Genomic DNA, 25,637 nt, shown 5'->3' on the forward strand with positions numbered 1-25,637 from the left:
TCGAAAATTGCTGGACCAGTCGATCTAACACGGTCGATCTCCCGGAAAACTCGCGGGTTTTATATCCACGGGAAAGCCAACTCCGGATGATATGGGACAAACGATTACGGAGAAGATCCTCGATGAGCATCTCGTCGAGGGCGAGCTGACGCCCGGCGAGGAGATCGGCATCGACATCGACCAAGTGCTTACCCAGGACACCACGGGTACGATGGTGTGGCTCCAGTTCGAGGCGCTGGAGATGGACGAGGTCCAGACGGAGCTCGCCGCGCAGTACTGCGACCACCAGACGTACCAGTTCGACTTCAAAAACACCGACGACCACCGCTTCCTCCGCTCTGCGGCCGGCACCTACGGCGCGTACTTCTCTCGGCCCGGCAACGGTATCTGTCATCAGGTTCACAAGGAGAACTTCGCCGCCCCCGGAAAGACGCTCCTCGGCTCCGACTCGCACACCCCGACGCCGGGCGGGCTCGGCCAGCTCGCGATCGGCGCGGGCGGCCTCGACATCGCCGTCGCGATGGGCGGCGGCCCGTACTACGTCGAGATGCCCGAGGTCGTCAACGTTCACCTCGAAGGCGAGCTTCCCGAGTGGGCGACCGCCAAGGACGTCGCGCTTCACCTGCTCGGCGAGCTGACCGTCAAAGGCGGCGTCGGCAAGATCTTCGAGTACACCGGCCCCGGTGCCGAGAACCTCACCATCCCCGAGCGGACGACGATCACGAACCTCGGGACGGAGCTCGGTGCCACCTCCTCGATCTTCGGTACCGACGAGAAGACGAAAGACTGGCTGGCGCGCCAGGACCGCGAAGACGAATTCGTCGAGCTCTCGCCCGACGAGGACGCGGAGTACGCGGAGACGATCGAGGTCGACTTAGACGAGCTCGAACCGCTCGTGGCCGCCCCGTCGATGCCCGACAACGTCGCCCCCGTCAGCGAGTACGAGGGAACCGACGTCGAGCAGGTCATCGTCGGCTCCTGTACCAACGGTGCCTACGAGGACATCCTCCCCAGCGCGAAGATGCTGGAGGGCCGCGAGGTCGCGAAACAGACCGAGATGATCGTCGCGCCCGGATCCAAGCAGGCCTCCGAGATGCTGGCCCGCGAGGGCTGGACCGCGGAGATGATGGCGGCCGGCGTCAACTTCTCCGAGGCGACCTGCGGTGCGTGTATCGGCATCGGTCACGTGCCCGCCTCCGACTCCGTCTCGCTGCGTACCTTCAACCGCAACTTCGAGGGCCGCTCGGGCATCGAAGACGACTCCGTGTTCCTCTGTTCGCCCGAGGTCGCAACCGCGGCTGCCATCACGGGCGAGATCGTCGACCCGCGAGACCTGGCCGACGACCTCGGCGACCTCGAAGCGCCCGGCCTGGAGATGGGAACGAAGTACGGTCCCGGAATGGGGCAGGACGACTCCGACATCATCTCGCCCGACGAGGCGATCGACGACGGACTCGTCAAGGGCCCGAACATCGGCGACGTGCCGCTGAAAGACGGGATCGACGTGGACGGCGGCGAAGCGCTCCTCAAGATGGAGGACAACATCACCACCGACCACATCATCCCGGCGACCGCGGACATCCTGAAGTTCCGCTCGAACATCGAGAAGCTCTCCGAGTTCACGCTCTCGCGCGTCGACGACACGTTCGCACAGCGCGCGCTCGACGCCGACGGCGGCGTCCTCGTGGCCGGCGAGAACTACGGGCAGGGCTCCTCGCGTGAACACGCCGCCCTCTGTCCGATGTACCTCGGTATCGAGGCCGTGTTCGCCCAGAGCTTCGCCCGCATTCACAAGGCGAACCTGTTCAACTTCGGTATCGTCCCGCTCGCGATCGACGCGGAGACGTACGAACAGATCGACCAGGGCGACGACATCGAGATCGTCGACGACGTGCCCGCCGGCGTCAACTCCGGCCAGACGGAGTTCACCGCGCGCGTGAACGACGACTGGGAGTTCACCGCCGAACTCGACGCCTCCGAACGCGAGCGCGAGATCCTCGCCGCCGGCGGCAAGCTCTCGTGGGTCAAACAGCAGCACCAGGGCGGTTCCGGCGCTGCCCCGGCCGACGACTGAGCACGCGCAGACCCGCGGTCCTCGCTATTTTTTAGTCACGCAGAGCGCCTCGCTCTCCTCGACGGTTGACTCTCAGTTCGCGTCGTCGCTTCCGAGAGCCGCTGCTCACGAAGCGGGTCAGCAAAAACGAAAACCACGACTTCGCCGGTACGCGGGAGCCGGCCTCAGCGGGCGGCGGCGGCGACGCGCTCGCGCTCCTCCTTCTGTGAGATGGAGTACGAACGTTCCGCGTCGTAGTCGGCGGCGGCGACCAGCTCGTTCGCGAGCGCGTCGGCGGCGGACGTGCTCGACTTGTACGTCGCGCTGGCGACGCCGTCGGAAATGAACAGCAGCGCCTGGTCGACGCGGCGCTGCGGTGCGACGTCGACCGCTTTCGGGACGGAGATGCCGCCGTACTTCAGGCGGACGGTCTCCTCGCGAGGCGCGGCGTTCTCCACGGCGCTGACGAGGATCTGGACCGGGTTCTCCTCGGTGCGCTCGTGGACGATGTCGAAGGCGTCGCGGACGATCCGCGTCGCCTGCTGTTTCTTGCCCGTGTTCTCCTCGGTCTGCATCAGGCGGTTGATCAGCCGCTCGACTAAGGAGATCTCCGACTTCTTGAACTGCTTTGACGCGTGGCGGCCCATCGTGTGCGCGATGGGCGTCACGGTCATATAGCGCTTCGTCGAGGGGTCGTCGTAGGCGATCTCGGTGACGTCCCACACGCCGAACAGCTTGGCGTTCTCGTTCGCGGCCTCGCTCGATGCGGGCGCGTCCGGGTCCGGCTCGTCGGCGGCGACGTCCTCTGTAGACGCCGCCTCGGACTCCTCCCCGCTCATCGGACGGGCTTCTCCGCGTTGCCGCGCACCAGTTCGATCATGGAGACGCCGTTGACCTTTTCGACCTTGTAGTTGACACCGGAGAGGTCGCCCATCGCGCGACCCTTGGCCCCACCGATCCCGGCGATCGTGACCTCGTCGTGCTCGTCGATGAACGAGATAGCGCCGTCACCGGGACAGAACGCGGTGACCTGCTTCCCGTTCTTGATGAGCTGGACGCGGACGCACTTTCGGATCGCCGAGTTCGGCTGCTTTGCCTCGATGCCGACCTTCTCCAGTACGATCCCGCGCGCCTGCGGGGCACCTTCGAGGGGGTCGGACTTCTTTTTGAGCCCGCGCTCGCGCCGAGCGTACTCGGAGTCGGACCAGCGGCGCTTCTGCCGGTCCTGCTTGAGCTTACGGGCCGCGTACTTGCCGTTCGCCATCGTACATCCACTTCCAAACGAAGGTACTTAAGCGTCGTCTTTCGACTCGGAGAAACGCCCGCAGATCGCTCGAACGGTACCTCTCGCCGGATCTGAGGCTGTTTCGTGGCCGAAAGACGGTCGCACAGAATCGATGAGCCGATAAGCGGCTGCGAGAGCGCGTCGTTTCCGTCTCGTCGATAGTCGGGCCGCTCGTCAGGTCAACTGGATGTCGTCGATGTCGTGGTGACGCTCCGCCAGCCGTCGCGCCGTCTCGATGTTCGTCCCGTCCGCGCCGATTGCCACGCCGCGGTCGGCGTCTTGCACCTCGACGTACGCGACCCGATCGTTCTGTTCGGAGATCGTCACCGCGTTCACCGCAGCCGGCGCGAGCGCGTTCGCGACGAACGCCTCCGGCGTGTCGGCGTCTTCGACTAACTCGATCGACGCGTCGAGCCGTCGCTCGGCTTCCTCGACCGTCTCGCCAGCCTGTCCGACCGCCGAAGCCATCTCGCCGGCCGGCACGAGGAACACGAGCCGGTCGCTCTCCACGAGGCAGTCGGTCGGAGCGACCCCCGTCAGCTCGTCGAACCGACCGATGTAGCGTCGCGCCTCGTCGGAGAGCTCGACGCGCATCAGTCGTCGCCGACGACCCGCGAGCCCATCCGGAGGTCGACGTCGCCGGTCCCGAGCGAGATCGGCTTGCCGGCGATGACGTTCTCTATGACCCCGTCGAGCTCGTCGTACTCGCCGTGGACCGCGGCGTCGAGCAGGTGGTTGACCGTCACCTCGAACGCCGCGCGCGCGAGCACCGAGTCCTTCGACCCGGATATACCGTGGCGACCGATCGACTCGATCTCGCCGTTGTTCGTCATGATGTCGGCGACGAGCATGAGGTGTCGAACGTTCACGTCGTCGAGCCCCTGCTCTTCGAGCGTGTTTTTCGTCTCGTCGATGATCGTCTCGCGAGCCGCCTCGACGCCGAGGTTGCGGTACACCTCGTGGATGTTGTTACACGTGGTTCGCGACGCGTCGACGCCCTCGATGGAGAGCGTGTCGCCGAACGCCGATCCCTCGGTGTAGAGGACGAACTCCTCTCGGCCGTCGATCTCCTCTTTGCGGATGACGACGCGCTCGATCTCTTCGATACCCTTGAAGACGATGTCGCGGAGCCGCTCGACGAGCTGCAGCAGCTCTCGGTAGCTCGGCTCGTTCGGGCCGAACTCGATCACCGTTCCCGACTGCCGGGCGTCGACGCCGAGTGAGTCCTCGATCGTCTCCGCGATGATCTCCGCGACTTCGGAGGGGTCCGAGTGCGTCGGCCACCGCTCCAAGAGGGTGTCGTCGTTGAGGTCGATCCGCACGAGCATGTCGGCGACGTTGGTCGACACGTCTCCGAGCGCGAGGATCCTGGTCGCCTCGATCGACCAGACGACCTCGTGGGCCTTCTCGCGATTCGTCGCGTACTCGCCTTCGAGGTGGACCGTCATCATCGGCGTGTCCGGCGTCTTCCGGGCGTCCACCAGCTCGATGAGCCGGGGGAGACCCTGCGTGACGTCGATCTCCGCGACGCCGGCGTAGTGGAACGTGTTCATCGTCATCTGCGTTCCGGGCTCGCCGATCGACTGCGCCGAGACGGTTCCGACTGGGTCGAGGGGGTCGACTCGCGTGTCGAGATAGCGGTTCTCGACGCCGGTCGCGATGTCTGTGGCCTGTTCGATGGTGACCTCGCCGGTTTCTGTTGCCTTCCGGTCTATCGCCTCGTACACCTCGCTTTTGAGACGCGGCGGAAGCTCGGTCGCCTCCACGACCGCTTCCATGTCGTCGGTGACGTGGTCGTATTCAGTCATCGGACTCCACCCCCGTGCCCGCGGCCTTGTTCAGGCCCGGGCCCGCGTGCTCCGAGAGGTTCGTCGGCGGTGCGCGCTCGCCGAGGAACCGGTCTTTCTCGTCGTCGGATTCGAACTCCGCGTCGACGACGCGGTCGACGATCTCGTCGACGTCGATTCCGTCGCCCTCGCCGGACGAGACCTTCACCGGCGACGTGCCGTCCTCGCCGAACTCGAACTGGACGATCCGGCCCGAGGTGTCCCGTACCGTTCCGTCGTACTGCGCCTCGAGTTCGGAGAGCGCGTTGATGAGCCGCCGCTGCAGGTAGCCGGACTTCGAGGTCCGGACCGCCGTGTCGACGAGCCCCTCGCGGCCGCCCATCGCGTGGAAGAAGAACTCCTCCGGCGTGAGACCGCCTCGATAGGAGTTCTCCACGAAGCCGTGCGCCTCCGCGGAGAGGTCGTTCTCCTTGTAGTGTGAGAGCGTCCGGTCCTCGTAGCCGCGGTTGATCCGCTCGCCGCGGACCGCCTGCTGGCCGACGGAACCGGCCATCTGCGTCAGGTTCAGCATCGACCCACGCGCGCCGGAGCGGGCCATCACGACCGCCGGGTTGTCGTCGCCGAAGTGCTGGTCCGCGATCTCGCCGGCCGAGTCGCGGGCCTTCCCGAGCGTCTGCATGATCTTCATCTCCAGCGTCTCGTCGACGCCGCGGCCGGGCAGCGACTCCAACTCGCCCGCCTCGTACGTCGCGATCAGTTCCTGAACGCGGTCGTACGCGCTGCCGATCGCGTCGTCGACCTGCTCTTCGGCCTCCGGCGGGATCGACTCGTCGTCGATCCCGATCGAGAAGCCGAAGTGCATGATCGCGCGCATCGCGAGCGACGCGATCTCGTTGATGAACACGCGAGAGCGCGTCTCGCCGTACTCCTTCGTGAGGGTGTCGACGACTTCGCCGCCGAACGCGCCCACCGCGTCCTCGTCTATCGTCCCCTCTATCAGCTGGCCGTTCTCGATGACGACCTCGTCGCCGGTCGACGACGTGAAGTGAAGCGACAGGTCCTCAGGGAGCAGTTCCGAGAACAGCGTTCGGCCCGTCCAGAACTCGTTGCCGTCGTCGTCGACGCCGTCGGCGTCCGGCAGCTCGTCGACCCGCGTCGCCCGGAGCAGGTCGAGCGCCTGCGTCTCCGTGAACTCGGGGTTCGTGTGGGTGAGCAGGTACGTCCCCGAGATGTGGTCCTGAATCGCGCCGATGATGTTCCCGCCGAACCGCGGCGAGAGGATCTGCTCTTGGACGCGCATCAACACGCGCGCCTCGGCGCGGGCCTCCTCGTTCTGGAGGGCGTGCATGTTCATCTCGTCGCCGTCGAAGTCGGCGTTGTACGGCGGACAGACGACGGTGTTGAGCCGGAACGTCTTGTACGGCATCACCACGACCTCGTGGGCCATGATGGACATCCGGTGCAGCGAGGGCTGGCGGTTGAAGATCACGATGTCGCCGTCGACGAGGTGGCGGTTGACCTCCCAGTCGGCTTCGACCTTCTCCGCGAGCTCCTCGCAGTTCTTCTCTGTCACCTTCAAGCGGCGGCCGTCGGGCCGACGCACGTAGTTCGCGCCGGGGTGCGCCTCCGGTCCGTTCCGGACGTACTGGCGCGCCTCCTCGACGTTGCGCTCGGTGACGTTGAGCGTCTGCGTCATCTCTTTTGCGACCCGGTCCGGAACCCCGACCTCGTTGAGCGAGAGCGTCGGGTCCGGCGAGATGACGGTCCGGGCGGAGAAGTTGACGCGCTTCCCGGAAAGCGAGCCGCGGAAGCGGCCCTCTTTCCCCTTCAGCCGCTGGCTGAGGGTCTTCAGGGGGCGGCCGGAGCGGTGACGCGCCGGCGGCGTCCCGCTGATCTCGTTGTCCACGAACGTGGTGACGTGGTACTGGAGGAGTTCCCAGAGGTCCTCGATAATGAGCTGTGGCGCGCCCGCCTCCCGGTTCTCCATGAACCGCTGGTTGATCCGGATGATGTCGACGAGCTTGTGGGTGAGGTCGTCCTCGGAGCGCTGACCGTTGTCGAGCGTGATCGACGGGCGGGTGGTGACCGGCGGGACGGGGAGCACCGTCAGGATCATCCACTCCGGTCGGGAGTCCTCGGCGTCGATGCCGAGCACCTCGAGGTCTTCGTCCGGGATGTCCTCGAACCAGTCGCGGATGTCCGAGGGCATCAGCTTGTTCATGTCCTCCTCGGTGAGGTCGATGTCGAGCGCCTTCTCGATGGCGCGTCGGTCCTCCTTGCGGGGGCGGAACTCGCCGGCCATGATCTCGTTGATCCGGTCGACGGCGATGTCCGTCTTCTCGGCGAGCTCCTGCGGTGAGGTTCCCGGGTCGTCCTCCTCCTCGTCGGGCTGCATCGCGGCCGCGATGCGCTCCGAGTACTCACCGGAGAGCACGTCTTGGACCTCGTAGTACGTGGTCGGCTTCTCGTGTTTGATGTCCGCCTGCGGCTCGCCGCAGAACGGACAGGTGCTCGCCTTCCGCGCCTGCCGGACCGCGGCCTTCAACACGTCGTGCTCGTCGTCGCCGAGCTCTTTCGCCCGCTCGTAGCGGTCGCGGAACTCGTCGCGCTGCGCCTCGTCTAGGGCGAGCCGTCCGCACTCGCGGCACGTCGAGCGGAGCAGCCGCCGGATGAGCTTCGTGAACCCGACGTGGATCACGGGGGCCGCCAGTTCGATGTGGCCGAAGTGGCCGTTACAGGAGCCGGAGTGCGAGCCGCAGGTCCGACACTCCAAGCCGGGGTCGATGACGCCGAGCCGCGGGTCCATGAGCCCCATGTCGATCGGATAGCCGTCGTCGTCGTACGTGTCGGCCGTGATCACCTTCGTTGCGGACATGTCCCGGTACGTCTCCGGGTCCATGAGGCCGAAGTCGATGCCGCCGAGCACTTTCGGTGTTTGCATTGACATTTAAATCGCGTCCTCCAGTTCGAGTTTCGGTCGGATGCCGAGGGCGATCATCTCGTCGAGCAGCAGCTTGAACGCGTAGCTGACCTCGAGCTCGTGGATGTCGTCCTCGTCGCCGGTCACCGGGTCGTACACGCGGCGCTGTTCGCGGTCCTCGACCGCGACGAGGCCGGTCTCGGCCGAGACGTGTACCGTCTCGGCGTCCGACGACTCCAGCAGCCGCTCGTTGAGCACCATCGACGCGCCGTGGCCGATGATCGTGTCGCGCTCCATCTCCCCGACGCGCAGCCCGCCCTCGCGGGCGCGCCCCTCGGTCGGCTGGCGCGTGAGCACCTGGACCGGCCCGCGCGAGCGGGCGTGGAGCTTGTTCGACACCATGTGGTACAGCTTGTGATAGAAGATCGTCCCGACGAAGATCTCCGCCTCGATCTTCTCGCCGGTGACGCCGGAGTACATGACCTCCTTGCCGGAGGACTTGAAGCCGTGCTCTTCGAGCCCGCCGCGGAGTTCCTCCTCGTCTTCGCCCTGGAACGGCGTCCCGTCGACGCGCGAGCCGCGCAGCGATCCGACCTTCCCGCCGAGCATCTCCAGCACGTGGCCGACCGTCATCCGCGACGGCAGCGCGTGCGGGTTCATCACGAGGTCGGGGACGACTCCCTCCTCCGTGAAGGGCATGTCCTCCTGCGGTGCGAGGTGGCCCACGACGCCCTTCTGGCCGTGACGGGACGCGAACTTGTCGCCCAGTTCGGGGACGCGCTGGTCGCGTACCTTCACCTTCGAGAGCTTCGATCCGTCTTCGCCCTCCATCAGCGTCACCGTGTCGACGACGCCGTCTTCGCCCGACCGCATCGTCACGCTCGTCTCCCGCCGCTTCTGCGGCGAGAGGCCGCCCATGTCGTCGGGCTCTTCGAGGAATCGCGGCGGGCTCGTCTTGCCCAAGAGCACGGACGACTCGTCCACCTTCGTCTCCGGGTTGACGAGGCCGTCCTCGTCGAGGTGCGTGTACGCGTCCTCACCGCGCGCTCCGCGGACGTCCTGATCGGGGATCTCGAATCGGTCTTCCTGACCGCCGGGGTACCGGCGCTCTTCGCCCTCGTACGTCCGGAAGAAGTGCGACCGCATCAGCGCGCGGTCCACGGAGCCCTGGTTCATCACCAGCGCGTCCTCGATGTTGAACCCCTCGTAGCTCATCACGGCGACGACGAAGTTCTGTGCCGCCGGCCGCTTGTCGAAGCTGATCTGGTCGGAGGTCTGCGTCTTCACCATCGCCAGCTGCGGATAGTGCAGCAGGTGCTGGCGGGTATCCGGGCGGATCCGGTAGTTGGCCGAGGGAAGTCCGAGCGACTGCTTCATCATCCCCGCTCCCATGGTGATGCGGGGGCTCGCGTTGTGCTCGGGGTACGGGATCATCCCCGCGCCGATACCGAAGACGAGCTGCGGGTCGATCTCGAGGTGGGTGTGGTCGTCGGTCACGTCCTCCTCGTCGACCGCGACGAGGATGTCCTCCTCCTCTTCCGCGTCGATGAACTCGACGTACCCGCGGTCGACGAGGTCCTCGAACTCGACGTCGCCGCGTTCCAGCGCGTCGATCTCCTCGTCGCCCAAGAGCGGCTCGCCGTTCTCGACGACGATCAGCGGGCGTCGTGCGCGTCCCGCGTCCGCGTTGACGATCACCTCCTGCGTTCGGTCTTTGACCGAGACGTTCACCATCTCCGAGACGTCGCCGCGTCGACGCGCCTCGCGGATCTGTTCGGCGAGAGCCTCCGGGTCCGCGTGCGTACCCACGAGACTCCCGTTGACGTACACTTTCGCTTCGCGTTCTGCCTGAGCCATGTTAGTCGTCCGCCGTCTGTCGTTCGACGCCCTCGATGCCGGGGATCCCCTCGACACCCATCGACGCCAGTTCTCGTTTCAGCCCCTGTTCGTCCTCGACGGTCTGTGAGAGCTCCATCGCCTGCGCGAAGTTCTTCACGAGACCGCAGTTCGGTCCCTCCGGCGTCTCGGAGGGACAGATGCGACCCCACTGGGTCGCGTGAAGGTCTCGCGCCTCGAAGTGCGGCTGCGACCGCGACAGCGGCGATCGCAGACGGCGAAGGTGCGAGAGCACGCCCATGTAGTCGGTCCGGTCGACGAGCTGAGAGACGCCGGACCGGCCGCCGACCCAGTTGCCAGTCGCGATCGGGTGTTCGAGCCGCTCTGTCAACACGTCCGAGCGGACGACCGTGTTCACCGTGAGCTGCCGGTTCCGCATGTTCGCGCGTTCGAGCTGGTACTTCACGTCGCGCGCCAGCTTGTTCAACGCGGTGCGGAACAGATCGCGCATCAGGTCGCCGGAGACCTTCAGCCGCTTGTTCGAGTAGTGGTCCTTGTCGTCGGCCTCCCGGCGGTCCAAGGCGAGTTCGAAACACGCCTCGGCCATCCGGCAGAGGTAGTACGCCTTGTTGATCCGCACGTCCTCCTCGTCGACGCCCTCCTCGTGGAGGTGCGGGAGGAGGTACCGGTCGATGACGTAGTTCGCCCGCTTGAGCTGGTAGTTCTTCCCCTGGCCCGAGGCGACCCGTTCGCCGAGCGTCTCGATGGCCTCCTCGGTCGTCTGAACCGAGGCCTCCTCCAGATTCTCCAGCATGAACTTCACGATCTCCGGGTCGTCAGAGACGCGGTGGACGATCTCTTCGTCCGATTCGAGTCCGAGCGCGCGGACGAGCGTGACGAAGTCGATCGAGCCGGAGACGGACGGGAACGACACTTCGAGCAGCCCTTCGCGGTTGCGTTCACAGAGCACCAGCGCGCGGTATCCACGGCGCTGCGAGAACGTCTTCGCGACCTGGATCTCGTCGCCGTACTTGGAGTCGTACTCGGCGAGGATCTTGTTCGGTGCCAGGTCCTCCGAGGTCATCAGCACGCGCTCGGAGCCGTTGACGATGAAGTAGCCGCCGGGGTCGACCGGGTCCTCGCCGATGTCGATGAGCTCCTCGTCGGAGAAGCCCGCCATGTTACACTTCTCGGAACCGACCATGATCGGCATCCGACCGACCTTGGTCTCCGTCGTGTCGACGACCTGCTCCGGTTCCTCTTCGCCCCCGCGCACAATGGACATCTCCATGAAGACGGGCGCGGAGTAGGTGATGTTTCGCAGCCGCGCCTCCTGGGGGTACAGCAGTTCCTCGGAGCCGTCGGCCTCTCGGACGCGCGGGGTGACCATCCGAACGTCGCCGAGTTCGACGTACACGGGCTCTTGGCCCTCCTTGTCGCCGATGTCGGTCTCGATCCGCTCTTTCTCGTCGACGACTTCCTGCATGCCGCGGTCGAGGAAGTTGTTGAACGATCGGAAGTGGTGTTCGGCCAGCCGTTCGTCGGAGAAATACTCGCGTGACACCACGCGTCGGTCTTGCCTGTTCATGAGACGACTAATCGGTATACTACGGCCTCCTCAGTCGTTCGGGAGTTCCGTGTGATCTTCACCACGTCGCCGACCTCGGCCTCGTCGGGGAGCGCGGGATCCGTGCGTTTGATTTTCGGGAGTTCCGTTCTCTTCACATCGTACTCCGCCAGGACCTCGTCGATCTCGTCTGCGTCGAGAAGGACGTGGTCCGGGACGAGTTCGTGTTGGCTTACGTCTACCATGGGTGGTGGTTATTGAGAGAAGCTATCACGAGATACTACAGTTTCGTATATACGCCAGCGCAATAAGGCTTGCCAAGCAGACGCCGTGCGCGGCTCACGACGACGGGGCGTGCGATACCTCAACACATGCGGGACGCACACAAAAGGGTACCGCCGATGTGGTCGTTTCGTTCCCCGCCGACTCGGCCGGCTCTCGTCGGCTGCGCCGCCGGGTGTGAACCTCGCTAGGACCCTGTCACCCGTCCCCACCGTCGCCGCCGATGACAAGCCTTATTTGCCAGACAGGGATACGAGTGAGTGCGACAAGCCCGGATGGTGTAGTGGCCCATCATACGACCCTGTCACGGTCGTGACGCGGGTTCAAATCCCGCTCCGGGCGTCCCCCACTTCGGGGCGCTGTCGCTTGTTTGCCCGGATGGTGTAGTGGCCCATCATACGACCCTGTCACGGTCGTGACGCGGGTTCAAATCCCGCTCCGGGCGTATTCTGTCGCCGCCAATCGACGAGCGAGGAGCAACGCCGACGAGCGAGTCGACCGGCGGCGACGAACGACTCGGTGAGCGTAGCGAGCCGTTCAGAACCGCTCGCAGGGGTTCGAACTAGCGAGTGAAACGAGCGGAACCGTTTCCACATCCCGTCCCGGCGGTGAATGCTACTACAGCCCCAAAAGCGACCGCGACTCCGCGACGATCGACTCCGTTTTCTCGTCGGGCTCGTCGTCGCCGCCGACGGGAGTTCGCCCGTCGTACGTCTCGTGGACCATCGAGACGCCCTCTGCCAGCGTGTCGAGACCGTAGCCGCCTTCTAACACGTAGGCGTCGGCGGCCCCGACGTCGTCGGTGATCGACCGAATACGGTCGGTCATCAGTGCGTACCCCTCAGAGGAGACGCGCATCCGCGAGATCGGGTCGTGTCGGTGCGCGTCGAACCCGGCCGAGACGATCACGAGATCCGGGTCGAACCATTCGAGTGCCGGCGCGATCGCTTCGTCGATGGCGTAACAGTAGTCAGCGTCGCCGGCACCCGCGGCGAGCGGGAGGTTCACCGTCGTGGCCTCACCGTCTCCCTCGCCGGTCTCTTCGAGCGCTCCCGTGTCCGGGTAGAGCCCGTCTTCGTGTATCGACGCGTAGAGGACGTCGCTTCGGTCGTAGAAGATGTCCTGTGTGCCGTTGCCGTGGTGGACGTCCCAGTCGAAGATCGCGACGCGGTCCGCGACGCCCGCATCGAGGACGGTCTGGGCCGCGACGGCGGCGTTGTTGAAAAAGCAAAACCCCATCGCGTCGTCGGTGACCGCGTGGTGTCCCGGCGGCCGGCCGATCGCGAACGGCGTGTTTCGGTCTCGCACGCCGTCCAGCGCCGTCTGCGCCGCCCACTGTGCCAGTCCGGCCGCGGTGAGCGCGGCGTCCCACGTCCCCTCGCTCGCGACGGTATCGGGGTCCCAGCTCCCTCCGCCGTCGTCGAGAAACGCCTCAAGCTCGTCGACGTACTCCTCGTCGTGGACGGCGACCACGTCCTCGCGCGCGGCGGGCTCGGCGTCGACGTACTCGACGCCGTGTCGTTTCGCCAGTCCGCGGCGGATCGCGCGGAGTCGGTCCGGGTTCTCGGGGTGTCTCTCGCCCGTGTCGTGTTCGAGACACCGCTCACTGTAGCCGAACCGCATCTACTCGAACAGTGCGAAGTACGTCTCGATGTCCTCGGCCTGTACGGTTCGCCGGTCGGCGTGGCGCGCGAGCGTGGCGGCCGCGCTCGCGACGTTGTCGGCGTAGTCCTCTAGGATATCCGCCAACGCGATCCGCGCGTCGACGCCGACGCGATATCGCTCGTCGATCCGCAGCCGCGCGATCCGATCGATTGGCGCGACCGGCAGCGTGAGATCTTCGCGGTCGATAACCTGTTCGACCCCGAAGTCCGACGCCATCAGCGTCTTTCGTCCATCCTCGGTTGCGCGTTCGGCCGCATCGATCGCCAGATCCGCGCCGTGTGACTGGATCCGACGGGCCAACTCTTCGGCGGCATCCGCGCTGACGCGGAGCTCCCCCGCGTTCCGCCGGATGATGCCGTCGATCGGCGCGAACGGCAACTCGACACTCATACACACAGTCGCGTCCGTGGACCGTATAACGCTTTCCGTTAGCCGTGTCTCCCGCGATCGGCGTCGATCCGTTTCACACCGATTCGCCTCACCGACCGATCAGAACACGTCCTCGCTTTGGATCGTCCCCTCTCGCTCCGTCCCGCGGACGGTGACCTCCTCGCCGAGCCGGAGGTTCGCGTCCGTCTCGATGCGTTTGGTCCGTTGACCGTCGTCTAACACGACCGGATCGCCCGTCTGGACGACCGTCCCGGTGAACTCGACCTCGTCCCCCTCCGCGCGCTCCGTCGTTGCGGCCGCTGCGCCGCCGTCGGCGGCTCCACCATCTGCGACGCTGTCAGCTGCCGTTCCGGCGTCCCCCTCGTCGGCAGCGCCGCCGAACGCGTCGAGGCCGGTTTCGCTCTCGCTCGAACTCCCGCCGCCCTCCGACCCGTTCGACGCCGCGCCGTCCGTCGTCGCGCTCGCCTCTCCGTCGAGCACGGCGACCGTCGACCGCCAGTTCGCCGACGCTTCGAGGTCGTCTTGCCACCCGTCTTGGATCTCCACGTCGGTGAAGACGACGCGGTCGGCCAGATCGATGTCGCGGTCGGCCTTGTCGCCCCAGAGTGCGACGCGGATCTCGCCCGTCTCGTCTTTGATACGGACGTTCCGGACCTGTCCCTCGCTGCCGTCGTCGCGGTCGAACGTCCGCTTCGGGTCCGTCTCGATGACCCCGCCGCCGATGTCGACGGTCTCGCCGATCTCCAGGCCGGCGATCTCCGTCGTCTCCGGGACGTACTCCACGTCCTCGTCGACGCGATCGACGGTCCCGCGATCGCCGACGTGTAGCTCCAAGTCCCCGTCGCGCTCGCGGACGTAGCCGTCGCCGATCTCGACGACCTCGCCGGCTCCGAACTCGTCTGCGAGGTCGGCCTTGTCGTCCCACAGGGTGACCCGGACTCGGCCGGTCTCGTCGCCGACGGTGAGGTTGGCGACCCGGCCCTCGCTGCCGTCGTCGCGGTCGAACGTCCGGACCGCGTCCGTGTCGAGAACCTGCCCGACGAGGTCGACGTCGGAGGCTCCGAGCGAGAGGTCCTCGACGCGGTAGGTGTCGAGCACCTGCACGTCGACCTCGGCGTCCTCGTCGGGCTCGACCTTGTCGGCGCTCACTTCGAGCCCGCTGTACCCCTCCTTCGGTCGGCCCATCACGCGGAGGACCTGCCCGACTTCGAGTTCGTCTTGGGCCGCCGCCGCCATGTCGTCCCAGAGCGCCACCCGGACCGAACCGGAGGCGTCGGCCACGTCGATGTTGCAGACGCGCCCCTCCTCGGCGTCTTCGTCGTCGCGGTCGAACGTCCGGACGTCGCCGATGGACGTCACCTTCCCGAGGAACTTCACGTCGTTCATGCCGGGTTCGATGTCGGCTATCGTGTCGGCCTCCTCGTCGCGGAGCTCGTGGGCGATGAGCATCGCGGCGGTCTCGTCGTCTGCGAGCCCGCCCATCTGCTCGACTTTGTCCTCCACGGCCGCCTCGAACTCCTCGAACTCGACGTCGGTGTCGAGATCCTCGTAGACGTCCTCTATCACTCCCATACGCGTACCCCCTCGGTTGTCGAGCCCGCCGATAAGCGTTGTCCTTGCCGGGGTCTCGCGGCCGAACGACTCTCCGGTCTCGGTCCCCTCCGCGGCGTCGTTCTCGCGGATCGAAGCCTCGTCATACCCGTTCGTGGTTCCCGCCGATACAAAAGGTGTGCAGTCCGGCTCCGACGACTCGTGCCCGCCGGCTGCCGCACCGGTCTCCGTCTCTGACAGCGCCCCGACCCACGGCGCGTGCGACCGTTCGCCACAGGACACACGGACCGTAACCGTCTTAAGTTCCACCGCGATACGTCGTATTGAGTCCTGGTAGGGTAGTGGACTATCCTCTTGGCTTGCGGAGCCAGGGACCGGAGTTCAAATCTCCGTCAGGACGTTCACCTTGCGGCTGTCTCACTTCGTTCGACAGCCGCTGCGTTCACGCCCTAACGTGCCCTGCGCTCGCTCGTTCGCGGCTTCGCCGCTCACCTTCGGGGGCTCCCTTCGGTCGCCCTCGCACCGCTCGCGCAGGACTCCGTCAGGACGTTTTTCGAGGCACCAAACGGCGAGCGTAGCGAGTCGCGATGTTAATCGTGCGGATGGAACCGGTTCATCGCCCGCTTGACCGCGCCGGCGTCGCCGACGAACGTGACGCGGTCGCCGCGTTCGATCACGCGGTCGGCCGACGGGACGTGGTTCTCCCCGTCTCGGCTGACGACGGCGACGAACGCCCCGTCGGGGATCTCCGAGTTGAGGTCTCGGATCGTCTTGCCGGCGATACCCCCGGCGGTCACGGCGACTTCCTGGACGTCGTGGTCGTCGCCGAGTTCGTTCATCCAGTGAGCCAGCGCCGGCCGCTCGATCTCGTCGTCGATCGCCACCGCCGTCGCCGTCGCCGAGTCGATCGGCGTCACGCCGACGCTCTCGAAGGCGTCGACGTTCGTCGGGTCGTTCACCCGGGCGTACACGGCGTCGACGCCGAACTTCGTCTTCGCGAGCTGGCAGGCGAGCAGGTTGATGTCGTCGTCCGCCGTCGTCGCGACGAACCGCTTCGCCTCGTCGACGCGCGCGCCGCGCAGCGTCTCCGCGTCGCTGCCGTCGCCCTCGTACACGGTGAACCCCTCCGCCCGCGTTCGTTCGAGTTCGTCGTCGTCGTGTTCGACGATGACGACGTACTCGCCGCGATTCTCCAGTCGTGTGGCGAGCGCTCGGCCGACCCGACCGCCGCCGACGATTATCGTGCGCATTGGTGTCACTCCGAGAACGTCGCCGATCTGTCGCGCGAGCCCGGCCTCGATCGCGACCGTCGCGAAGATGACGGCGAACACCGTCCCGACGAGAAGCTGCCCGGCCGCGAGGTTCCCCGCCAGCTCCAACTCGATCGCGAACAGCGTGGCCACGCTCGCCGGGATGATTCCGCGGGGACCGACGCTCGCGATGAACAGCCGCTCGGCCCGGGTGAACCGTTCGACGCCGGCGGTCGCGATGAACGCGCCGAGCGGCCGGAGCACCAGCATGATGACGGCCACGAGCGCGACCGCGCCGAGGCCGAGGCTGCGGATCGCGGCCACGTCGATGAGCGCGGCGAGCGAGATGAAGACGAACGACAGCACGATGAGCGTCGTGTTCTGTGCGAACCGCTCGATCTCCTCGCGGTTGTCGATATCGAGGTTCCCGAGCAGCATTCCGCTCGTCGCCGCGGCCGCGATCCCGGCCTCGGCGGCGACGACTTCCGCGGCCGCGAACGACCCGACCGCAGCCGCCAACACGAGGAACTGCGAGGCCTGCACGTCCCGCTCCGGGACGAAGTCGCTCTCCAAGAGGAGGTAGATTGTCGCCGTCGCCAGCACGCCCGCCGCCACGCCGACGCCGAACCGCTGGAGGAAGGCACCGACCGTCGCTTGGACGCCGAGGTCGTCGAGAAGCAGCGTCTCGAAGATGACCACCGCGACGATCGCGGCGGTCACGTCGTTGATTATGCCCTCCGTTTCGAGGGCGGTCGCGACGTGGTCTCTGACGCGGACGACGCCGAGTATCGGCGTGATGACGGTCGGTCCGGTCGCCACGAGCAGCGCGCCGACGAGCAGCGCGATCTCCCAACTCGCCCCCTCGAAGGTCCGGACCGCGACCGCCGTCCCGAGGAACATCACGAGGGCGCTGACCGTCACGAGCCGGAGCGACACCGTGGACGCGCGCCGGATTCGATCGAGCTCCAGGGCGAACGCCCCCTCGAAGACGATGATCGCGACGCTGAGGCCGACGATGATCTCCAGGCCGCTCCCGAACGTTTCGAGCGTCACGACCCCCAGCACTTCCGGTCCCAACACCACGCCGATAGCGAGATAAAAGATGACACTCGGGACCCGAAGGCGGTGCGCGAGCAGTTGCACCGCGAGCCCCGAGACCAGTATCGTCGCGATAACCGGCAGTAGGCTGCTCGACACGTCTACTTCGGTTACGTCGCTCCCGCTGGATAGGTGTACTGGTTGCTCACACGAACCGACGGCACGAATCCGTCCGGAGTCGCCTCCCACTCTCGTCCGTGCTCGACGCCCCCGTCAGCGCAGATCGGCGAACAGCCAGTTTGCAACCGTTTTATCTCAGATGTCTGTGTTACTTCCTCGTGTCTGCTCTATAATTCGACTACTATTCAATATATAATCTAATATTACCACGATGTGTGTCCTCTAAGTATATTCCCTCTGATGAAGACATTCGAGGAAGGTCTTTTATAATTCCATTATCACCGGATGAGTGTCGATATGAGCGGACAATCGCTTTGGAAACTCGCCAATCGCGTTGTATCTATTCAAAAATCTTCGGCCGTTCGGGGGATGCTCGAATGACGCACGAATCGCTGTCGCGGCGTTCGGTGTTGGCGTCCGGCGCGACCGCGCTCGGCGTCTCGCTCGCGGGCTGTTCTGGCGGCGGTGGCGGCGGTGGCGGCGGTGGCGGACCGACCGTGGGCATCCTCGAAGACCGGTCCGGGAACTTCCAGCTCAACGGGACCTCGAAGTGGCAGGCGACCCGGCTCGCGATCGAGGAGATAAACGAGAACGGCGGGCTCCTCGGCGAGCAGATCGAGATCGTCGACCCCGACCCGCAGTCAGACAACTCGCGGTACCAGGAGCTCACGGAGCGGCTCATCTTACAGGACGAGGTCGACGCGCTCTGGGCCGGCTACTCCTCTGCGACTCGCGAGGCCATCCGCCCGATCATAAACGAGAACGAGCAGCTGTACTTCTACACGACCCAGTACGAGGGCGGCGTCTGCGACAACACGATCTTCCCGGTCGGCGCGACCGCGCGCCAGCAGCTCGGGATCGTGACGCCGTACCTCGCCGAGGAGTTCGGCGAGGACATCTACATCATCGCGGCCGACTACAACTTCGGCCAGCTGTCGGGCGACTGGGTGAACGTCCTCGCACAGGAGAACGACTACAACATCGTCGGCGAGGAGTACATCCCGCTCGACGAGACCGACTTCTCGTCCGTCATCAACCGCATTCAGGACGAGGAGCCGGACTTCATCATGTCGATGCTCGTGGGAGCGAACCACGAGAACTTCTACGCCCAGCGGGCGACCAACAACCTCGAATCGATCCCGATCGGCACCTCGACCGCGATGGCGCAGGGCCACGAGCACATCCGGTACGACCCGCCGGCGCTCACGAACGTCTACGCCGGCGTGAGCTACATGGAGGAGCTGGGCGACCTCCGCGAGGGCGAGAACTTCGTCGAGGACTTCTACGAGCGGTGGCCGGACGCGAACTACCTCAACCAGGAGGCCCAGAACAACTACTTCTCGGTGTACCTGTGGGCGCAGGCCGTCGAGGAGGCCGGCACCTTCGACCAACAGGAGGTCATCAGCGTGCTCGAAGAGGGCCGCGACATCAGCGCCCCCTCGGGCGATCTCACGCTGGACGGTGCGACGCACCACATGGAACACGAGATGCGGGTCGCCCGCGCCGACGAGAACCACGACATCTCGTTCGCCAACAACGAGCGCATCGGGCCGAGCTTCCTCCGCGAGGAGGTCGAAGGCGGCGACGGCTGTGACCTCCGCGAGGAAGACAAAACGACCCAGTACGTTCCGAGCGATGTTTACGATGTCTGAGCGCGTCGCGAACACCGGCGACTCGAACCGTCGGCACGGAACTAGCGTGGGCCCACGCCCCGGAGGGACGCCGTGATCGCGGCGACGGCCGCCCCGCTGACGTTCTCGGCGTACAGCCTGATCGCGCTGCTGTTCCAGTTTCTGAACAGCTTCGGATTCATCGTCCTCGCGACCGTCGGGCTGGCGATCATCTTCGGGATGATGGGCGTGATCAACCTCGCGCACGGCGAGTTCATCCTGATCGGCGTCTACGGCACCGCGCTGCCGTTCCACGCGGGCGTGCCGCTCCCGGTCGCGATGATCGGCGGCGTCGTCGCCGCGACGGTGTTCGGCGTCCTCGTCGAGCGCACGATAGTCAACCGGTTTTACGACAGACTGCTCGACTCCATGGTCGCGACTTGGGGGCTTGCGCTCGTCGTCTCACAGCTGCTGTTGATCGTGTTCGGGTCGAGTCTCGACAGCATCTCGGCCCCGATGGGCAGCGTGGCGTACGGGCCGTTCTCGTCGTCGATCTACCGGAGCGTCTTCCTGCCGCTCGTCGCGGTCGCGGTCCTCGTCGGGCTCTACGCGCTGTTCACTCGAACCGAGTTCGGGATCAAAGCGCGGGCCACGATCGAGGACCCCGAGACCGCCCGAGCGATGGGGATCGACACGGACCGGATGTACACGGTCACGTTCGCCATCGGCTCCGCGCTCGCCGGGCTAACCGGCGCGCTCTACGCGCCCGCGCTGGGATCGATCACGCCGAACCGGGGGAGCACGTTCCTGGTCGAGGCGTTCGTCGCGGTCGTCGTCGGCGGGCCGTCGGTCATCGTCGGCACCCTGTCGGCCGCCGGCGTCCTCAGCGTCTTCAACGCGACCGGGAGCTTCCTGTTCGGGACGTTCATCGGACAGATGCTGCTGTTACTCGTCGCCATCGTCGCCCTGCGCGCGCTTCCGAACGGGATCTCCGGATACCTCGATGACTGGCAACAGCGCCGGAGGGCCGAGGAATGAGCGGCTCCCTCGACGGCGGCTCGACGTCGCTGCTCGGACGCGTTCGCGACCGGCTCGAAGGGCCGAACACGATCGGCGACTCGCCCGCGTTCTGGGTCGGCTTCGCGGTCGCGGTCGCGGCGCTCGCCGTCTACCCGTTCACGACCGATCCGTACACGATCATCCAGAGCTCGCGCTACCTCGCGCTCTCGTTTCTCGCCTTAAGCCTCTGTTTCATCTGGGGGTACGCGGGCGTGTTGAGCTTCGGGCAGGTCGCCTTCTTCGGCATCGCGGCCTACGCGTTCGGCATCATCGGGATCAACCTCTCGTCGACCGTGGGCGTCGGAGTCGCCATCGTCGGGGCGGTGCTCGCCGGGACGCTGAGCGCGGCGCTGCTCGGCTACTTCATGTTCTACGGCGGCGTGCGGGAGACGTACGTCACGATCATGACGCTCGTCGTCGCGCTGGTGTTGAACACGTTCATGGCCCAGACCGCGGGCAGCGAGTGGGCCGTCGGCGCGGCGCAGCTCGGCGGGTTCAACGGCATGACGGACATTCCGAGCCTCACGCTCGGCGTCGGCGAGACCGCGCTGGTGTTGGAGGGCGTCGGGCTCTACTACGCGCTGCTCGTCGCGCTCGTCGCGTCGTACCTCGGGCTCCGCGTCCTCGTCAACGGGCAGTTCGGGATGACGATGGTCGCCGTCCGCGAGGACGAGGCGCGGACCACGACGTTCGGTTACGACGTGCCGTTCGTGAAGCTCGTCGTGTTCACGATCGGCGGCGCGCTGGCCGCCGTCGGCGGCGTCTTCTACGCCAGTTGGGGCAACTACATCGACCCGAGCGTCTTCGGGATCGCCTTCGCCGCCCTTCCCGTCGTCTGGGTCAGCGTCGGCGGCCGGGAGTCGCTGCTCGGGGCGATCGGCGCGACGCTCGCGATAGAGCGCATGCGGACCGGGCTGTCGAGCGGGATCGGCCCGATCGGCTCCGAGTGGGCGCTCGTGATCGTCGGCGGGCTCCTGCTCGGCGTCATCCTCTTCTTACCGGCCGGCGTCGTGCCGAGGCTCGCCGACCTCACGGACGAACTGCGCGAGAAACGCTCCGAGCGGTCGCAGTCGACCGCGGCGACGGAGGAACCAACCGAATGAGCACACCACAGGACATCAACGTCAGACAGAAGCCGGCGGTCGCCGCGACCGGCGGCGCGACGAGCACGGTACTGGCCACCAAGCGACTCACCAAGAACTTCGGCGGACTGACCGCGGTCGACAGCGTCGACTTCTCGGTCGAGGAAGGTGAGGTGCGGTGTCTGATCGGACCGAACGGCGCGGGCAAGAGCACCCTGCTCGAACTGATCACGGGCCAGCTCTCGCCCAGCGGGGGGGACATCTACTTCGACGGGACGGACCTCACCGACATGGACACGCACAACCGGATCGACACCGGGATCAGCGTCAAGTTCCAGTCGCCGCACGTCTACGAGAACCTCTCCGTCGAAGAGAACCTCCAGGTGCCGCTCCAGCGGACGGACCGCGACACCGCGCAGGTGTTGGCCGAGACCCTCGACCGGATCGCGCTCGCGGACAAGCGAGGGGAACCGGCGAGCGACCTCTCTCACGGCGAGAAACAGCGGCTGGAGATCGGCATGGCGGTGACGCTCGACCCGACGCTCATGCTCCTCGACGAGCCCGTCGCGGGCATGTCGGTCGACGAGACGGCCGACATCGCCTCGCTGATCCGCTCGCTGCACGACGACGGGATGACCTTCCTCGTCGTCGAACACGACATGGACTTCGTCCGTCAGATCTCGGACCGCGTCACGGTGTTGAATCAGGGCGAGATCTTCCGGGAGGGACCGATAGAGGAGATCGAAGCCGACGAGGACGTCCGCCGGATCTACCTGGGTGAGAACGCGTGACGCTCGAGGTGGCCGGCCTCGACGCCGGATACGGCGGCACGCCGATCCTCCGGGACGTCGACCTCACCGTGAACGACGGCGAGATCGTCGGTATCGTCGGTCGGAACGGCGTCGGTAAGACGACGCTGCTGAAGGCGATCATGGGGCTTCTCGACCCCGAGGCCGGGACCGTCCGCGTCGACGGGACCGACCTCACCCACGAGCCCGCGGACGTCCACGCCCGCAGCGGCATCGGCTACGTGCCGCAGGGCCGCGACGTGTTCCCGGGGCTGACCGTGGAGCAGAATCTCACGATCGGCGAGGGGATCGGCGACAGCGACGAGACTCGCTACGAGCAGGTGTACGACTACTTCCCGATCCTCGAAGAGCGCGCGGACCAGGACGCCGGGACGATGAGCGGCGGACAACAGCAGATGCTCGCCATCGGGCGCGCGCTCGTCGGCGACCCCGACCTGCTGGTCGTCGACGAGCCCTCCGAAGGGGTCCAGCCGTCGATCGTCCAGTCGATCACGTCGGACCTCGAACGGATAAACGAGGAGTTCGGGACGACGATACTGTTCGTCGAACAGAACCTCTCCGTGATCCAGGGTCTCTCGGAGCGGTGTTACGCGATCGACCACGGGACGATCGTCGACGAGATCGACGCCGACGGCGTCCGCGACCGCGAGCGGCTCGAAGAGTACCTCGTCGTTTGACTCCCGTCGGTTCGCGACCGGTGCTCGCCGTTCGAACGCGTGACGAGCCGAACTGCGGTCCTCCCGCCGACGCGACCGCCGAGCCCGCGACCCGATCGATTAAAGTCCGCTTGTGCTAACCAACCGCTAGTGGATATGTTCGACCCGACCGCAGGCGACGGCCGCCGACACCGGACATGCGACCGCGGCCGCCCCGAGGGGCGAGGCGGAGGTGCGGCGTGTCCGACGTGACGCTCGTCGTCGTCGCCGGGACCACTGAGACGGCCGCGATCGACGGGATAAGCGCCGCCGGCGCCGACCCGGAACTGCGGACGCACACGCCGAGCGCCGACCTCGAGATCGTCGCCGACGGTCGTCCCGCGCCCGACTCGCCGGTCCCCGTCAGCCCGTCCGGCTGCCCGACCCCGGCGGTGATAACCCGGGCGGTCAGAGAGCGCGTCGGGTTCGACGTCGTCGGCGTCGACGCCGGACTCGCGGTCCCGACCGACGCGCCGGTCCGCGGCGTCGGTGCTTCTCCCGGCGGCGACGTGCGCGACCCCGAGCCGGTTCCGGACGCCGCCGCAGTCTTCGAGAACGCACGAGAAACGGCTCCCGAGATCGTCGCCGACGAGGACGGCCCGGGAGCGTCCGACGAGCTCCTCGTCGCCGAGACGATCCCGGGCGGCACGACCACCGCGCTCGGCGTGTTGACCGCGCTCGGCGAGCGTCCGGTCGTCTCCTCGTCGCTCGCGGCCAACCCGCTCGAACGGAAGCGCGCGGTCGTCGAGGAGGGGCTCGCGGCGAGCGGTCTCGCCCCCGGCGACGCCGCCGGCGATCCCCTCGACGCGGTGCGGCTGATGGGTGATCCGGTGCTCGCCGCCGCCGCCGGACTGGTCGTCGGCGCGCTCGACGCCGGGAGGGACGTGACGCTCGCGGGCGGCACCCAGCTGGCCGCGGTCGCGGCGCTGGCGCGCCACGCCGGCGTCGACCGCCGGCTACCGCTCGCGACGACGGCGTTCGTCGCGGACGATCCGACCGCGGACGTGGCGGAACTCGCCGGCGACCTCGATCTCTCCGTTACCGCCACCGACCCCGAGTTCGGGTCGAGCGACCATCCAGCGATGGCGGCGTACGCCCGCGGAGAGGCGAAGGAGGGCGTCGGCATGGGCGGCGCGCTGGCGCTCGCCGACCGCGCGGACGTCTCGACTGCGGCCGTGCGAGACCGCGTCGCGGCGATCACCGACCGGCTGCTGGCCGAGCGCGAGGCCGCGGACGCGGTCGGGGGCACGCGATGAGGGGAGTCGTCCTCGGCGGCGTCAGCTCGGGCGTGGGCAAGACCGTCGCCGCGCTCGCGGCGATCCGCGCGCTCTCCGACGCCGGCCACGCGGTCCAGCCGGCGAAGGCGGGGCCGGACTTCATCGACCCGAGCCACCACGCGCAGGTGACGGGGCGGCCCTCGCGCACGCTCGACCTGTGGCTGCAGGGCGAGGCGGGGCTCCGCCGGAACTACGCCCGCGGTGAGGGAGACATCTGCGTCGTCGAGGGCGTCATGGGACTGTACGACGGCGACAAGTCGAGCACGGCCGCCGTCGCCGAGGCGCTCGACCTCCCGGTGGTGCTCGTCGTCGACGCGAGCGCGGGCATGGAGAGCGTCGCCGCGACCGCGCTCGGCTTTCGGACGTACGCGGAGCGCGCCGGCCGCGACGTCGACGTCGTCGGCGTGATCGCCCAGCGCGCCCACGGCGGCCGGCACGCCCGGGGGATTCGCGAGGCGCTCCCGGACGAGATGACGTACTTCGGCCGGATACCGCCGCGCGACGACCTGGAGATCCCGGAGCGACACCTCGGGCTCCACATGGGCGAGGAGTCGCCCCTCTCAGAGGACGCGCTCGACGCGGCCGCCGAGGGGATCCGGACCGAGCGGCTCGTCGAAGCCGCCCGGGAACCGACGCCGGTCGCCGACTCCCCCGACGCGGCTGCGACCTCCGACGCGCAGGCGGCCGCCGGCGACCGCCCGCGCGTCGCGCTCGCCCGCGACGACGCCTTCCGGTTCGTCTACCCGGCTACCGTCGAACGGCTGCGCGAGCGCGCGACCGTGATCACCTTCGAGCCGACCGCGGGCGACCCGCTTCCCGCCTGCGACGGCGTCTACCTCCCCGGCGGCTACCCGGAGAACCACGCCGCGGCGCTGGCTGAGGCCCCGGGGCTCTCCGACGTCGCCGACGCGGCCGCGGACGGGACGCCGGTACTCGGCGAGTGCGGCGGGCTGATGACGCTCGCCGAGTCGCTGACGACCGTCGACGGCGACACGCACCGAATGGCGGGCGCGCTCCCGGCCGACGTGACGATGCGCGAGCGGTATCAGGCGCTCGACCACGTCGACCTGCTCGCGACCCGGGACGCGCCGACCGCCGCGTCGGGCGAGACGCGCCGCGGCCACGAGTTCCACTACTCGTCGGCCGAGGTCGACTCCGATGCGCGGTTCGCCTTCGACGTCGAGCGCGGGACCGGCATCGACGGCGAACACGACGGGCTGATCGAAGGCCGAACGCTCGGGACGTACTGCCACCTCCACCCCGAGAGCGGGGCGTTCGACGCGTTCCTCGACGGGCTGTGA

General features: G+C 67.1%; 20 protein-coding genes and 3 tRNA genes. 11 read left to right on the top strand and 12 right to left on the bottom strand.

All coding sequences use genetic code 11. The features are described from left to right. Positions 1-91: 91 nt before the first annotated feature. Entirely contained in the window at positions 92-2,074 is a 1,983-nt protein-coding gene (locus NO930_RS05995) for an aconitate hydratase (RefSeq protein WP_137782962.1), read from the top strand. A 164-nt stretch (positions 2,075-2,238) separates the two neighbouring features. Here the strand turns inward: NO930_RS05995 and NO930_RS06000 are convergent, their stop codons facing one another. The 8 genes from NO930_RS06000 to NO930_RS06035 form a co-directional block, all read right to left on the bottom strand. Continuing rightward, positions 2,239-2,892, bottom strand: coding sequence for a 30S ribosomal protein S7 (locus NO930_RS06000; RefSeq protein ID WP_137782961.1), 654 nt, complete (start codon positions 2,890-2,892; stop codon positions 2,239-2,241). Next, on the bottom strand, positions 2,889-3,317 hold the full coding sequence (locus tag NO930_RS06005; RefSeq protein WP_004048726.1) for a 30S ribosomal protein S12: 429 nt from the start codon (positions 3,315-3,317) through the stop codon (positions 2,889-2,891). The genes NO930_RS06000 and NO930_RS06005 overlap by 4 nt, the downstream gene beginning before the upstream one ends. Before the next feature lie 195 nt (positions 3,318-3,512). Then, complete coding sequence (locus NO930_RS06010) at positions 3,513-3,932, bottom strand: NusA-like transcription termination signal-binding factor (protein WP_137782960.1); 420 nt, start codon at positions 3,930-3,932, stop codon at positions 3,513-3,515. Beyond that, a complete protein-coding gene (rpoA2, locus tag NO930_RS06015) occupies positions 3,932-5,146 on the bottom strand; it encodes a DNA-directed RNA polymerase subunit A'' (protein ID WP_256402842.1) in 1,215 nt (404 codons plus the stop codon). The genes NO930_RS06010 and rpoA2 overlap by 1 nt, the downstream gene beginning before the upstream one ends. Next, positions 5,139-8,066, bottom strand: a complete 2,928-nt coding sequence (locus NO930_RS06020; protein ID WP_137782958.1) for a DNA-directed RNA polymerase subunit A' — start codon at positions 8,064-8,066, stop codon at positions 5,139-5,141. Before NO930_RS06020 ends, rpoA2 begins: the two co-directional genes overlap by 8 nt. Positions 8,067-8,072: 6 nt before the next feature. Beyond that, positions 8,073-9,902 carry a DNA-directed RNA polymerase subunit B gene (rpoB, locus tag NO930_RS06025; protein ID WP_256402843.1) on the bottom strand — a complete coding sequence of 610 codons (1,830 nt, stop codon included), beginning with the start codon at positions 9,900-9,902 and terminating at the stop codon, positions 8,073-8,075. A gap of 1 nt (position 9,903) precedes the next feature. Continuing rightward, a complete protein-coding gene (locus NO930_RS06030) occupies positions 9,904-11,469 on the bottom strand; it encodes a DNA-directed RNA polymerase subunit B'' (protein ID WP_137783076.1) in 1,566 nt (521 codons plus the stop codon). Next, positions 11,466-11,693 (bottom strand): DNA-directed RNA polymerase subunit H, encoded by a 228-nt coding sequence (locus NO930_RS06035; RefSeq protein WP_137783077.1) that lies wholly within the window; start codon positions 11,691-11,693, stop codon positions 11,466-11,468. The genes NO930_RS06030 and NO930_RS06035 overlap by 4 nt, the downstream gene beginning before the upstream one ends. 306 nt (positions 11,694-11,999) lie before the next feature. Here NO930_RS06035 and NO930_RS06040 point away from each other — a divergent pair. Both NO930_RS06040 and NO930_RS06045 read left to right on the top strand, forming a co-directional pair. Beyond that, a tRNA-Asp gene (locus tag NO930_RS06040) sits at positions 12,000-12,072 on the top strand. A 30-nt stretch (positions 12,073-12,102) separates the two neighbouring features. Continuing rightward, positions 12,103-12,175, top strand: a tRNA-Asp gene (locus tag NO930_RS06045). Positions 12,176-12,348: 173 nt separating this feature from the next. Here NO930_RS06045 and NO930_RS06050 read toward each other — a convergent pair. The 3 genes from NO930_RS06050 to NO930_RS06060 all read right to left on the bottom strand — a co-directional run bounded on the left by NO930_RS06050 (position 12,349) and on the right by NO930_RS06060 (position 15,357). Next, entirely contained in the window at positions 12,349-13,353 is a 1,005-nt protein-coding gene (locus tag NO930_RS06050) for a histone deacetylase family protein (protein ID WP_137783078.1), read from the bottom strand. Then, entirely contained in the window at positions 13,354-13,785 is a 432-nt protein-coding gene (locus NO930_RS06055) for a histone (RefSeq protein ID WP_137783079.1), read from the bottom strand. A gap of 99 nt (positions 13,786-13,884) precedes the next feature. After that, positions 13,885-15,357 (bottom strand): single-stranded DNA binding protein, encoded by a 1,473-nt coding sequence (locus NO930_RS06060; protein WP_137783080.1) that lies wholly within the window; start codon positions 15,355-15,357, stop codon positions 13,885-13,887. Between the two features lie 306 nt (positions 15,358-15,663). Here NO930_RS06060 and NO930_RS06065 point away from each other — a divergent pair. Continuing rightward, a tRNA-Arg gene (locus tag NO930_RS06065) sits at positions 15,664-15,736 on the top strand. Between the two features lie 190 nt (positions 15,737-15,926). On the opposite strand, the gene NO930_RS06070 is transcribed toward NO930_RS06065, so the two are convergent. Continuing rightward, positions 15,927-17,768, bottom strand: a complete 1,842-nt coding sequence (locus tag NO930_RS06070; protein WP_256403151.1) for a cation:proton antiporter domain-containing protein — start codon at positions 17,766-17,768, stop codon at positions 15,927-15,929. 413 nt (positions 17,769-18,181) lie between these two features. On the opposite strand from NO930_RS06070, the gene NO930_RS06075 reads away from it, so the two are divergent. The 7 genes from NO930_RS06075 (at position 18,182) to NO930_RS06105 (ending at position 25,637) form a co-directional block, all read left to right on the top strand. Beyond that, a complete protein-coding gene (locus tag NO930_RS06075; RefSeq protein ID WP_256402844.1) occupies positions 18,182-19,456 on the top strand; it encodes an urea ABC transporter substrate-binding protein in 1,275 nt (424 codons plus the stop codon). A 72-nt stretch (positions 19,457-19,528) separates the two neighbouring features. Next, a complete protein-coding gene (gene urtB, locus NO930_RS06080) occupies positions 19,529-20,452 on the top strand; it encodes an urea ABC transporter, permease protein UrtB (protein ID WP_241996885.1) in 924 nt (307 codons plus the stop codon). Then, positions 20,449-21,576, top strand: a complete 1,128-nt coding sequence (locus NO930_RS06085; protein WP_137783360.1) for an ABC transporter permease subunit — start codon at positions 20,449-20,451, stop codon at positions 21,574-21,576. Before urtB ends, NO930_RS06085 begins: the two co-directional genes overlap by 4 nt. Then, positions 21,573-22,346 carry an ABC transporter ATP-binding protein gene (locus NO930_RS06090; protein ID WP_137783361.1) on the top strand — a complete coding sequence of 258 codons (774 nt, stop codon included), beginning with the start codon at positions 21,573-21,575 and terminating at the stop codon, positions 22,344-22,346. The genes NO930_RS06085 and NO930_RS06090 overlap by 4 nt, the downstream gene beginning before the upstream one ends. Then, complete coding sequence (locus NO930_RS06095; RefSeq protein ID WP_137783362.1) at positions 22,343-23,041, top strand: ABC transporter ATP-binding protein; 699 nt, start codon at positions 22,343-22,345, stop codon at positions 23,039-23,041. Before NO930_RS06090 ends, NO930_RS06095 begins: the two co-directional genes overlap by 4 nt. 218 nt (positions 23,042-23,259) lie before the next feature. Beyond that, positions 23,260-24,315, top strand: a complete 1,056-nt coding sequence (locus NO930_RS06100; protein WP_256402845.1) for a nicotinate-nucleotide--dimethylbenzimidazole phosphoribosyltransferase — start codon at positions 23,260-23,262, stop codon at positions 24,313-24,315. Further along, the gene (locus NO930_RS06105; RefSeq protein WP_256402846.1) at positions 24,312-25,637 is read left to right on the top strand and encodes a cobyrinic acid a,c-diamide synthase; all 1,326 of its coding nucleotides are present in this window, start codon (positions 24,312-24,314) and stop codon (positions 25,635-25,637) included. Before NO930_RS06100 ends, NO930_RS06105 begins: the two co-directional genes overlap by 4 nt.

This window comes from Halorubrum salinum (assembly GCF_024494575.1).
Taxonomy (GTDB): domain Archaea; phylum Halobacteriota; class Halobacteria; order Halobacteriales; family Haloferacaceae; genus Halorubrum; species Halorubrum salinum.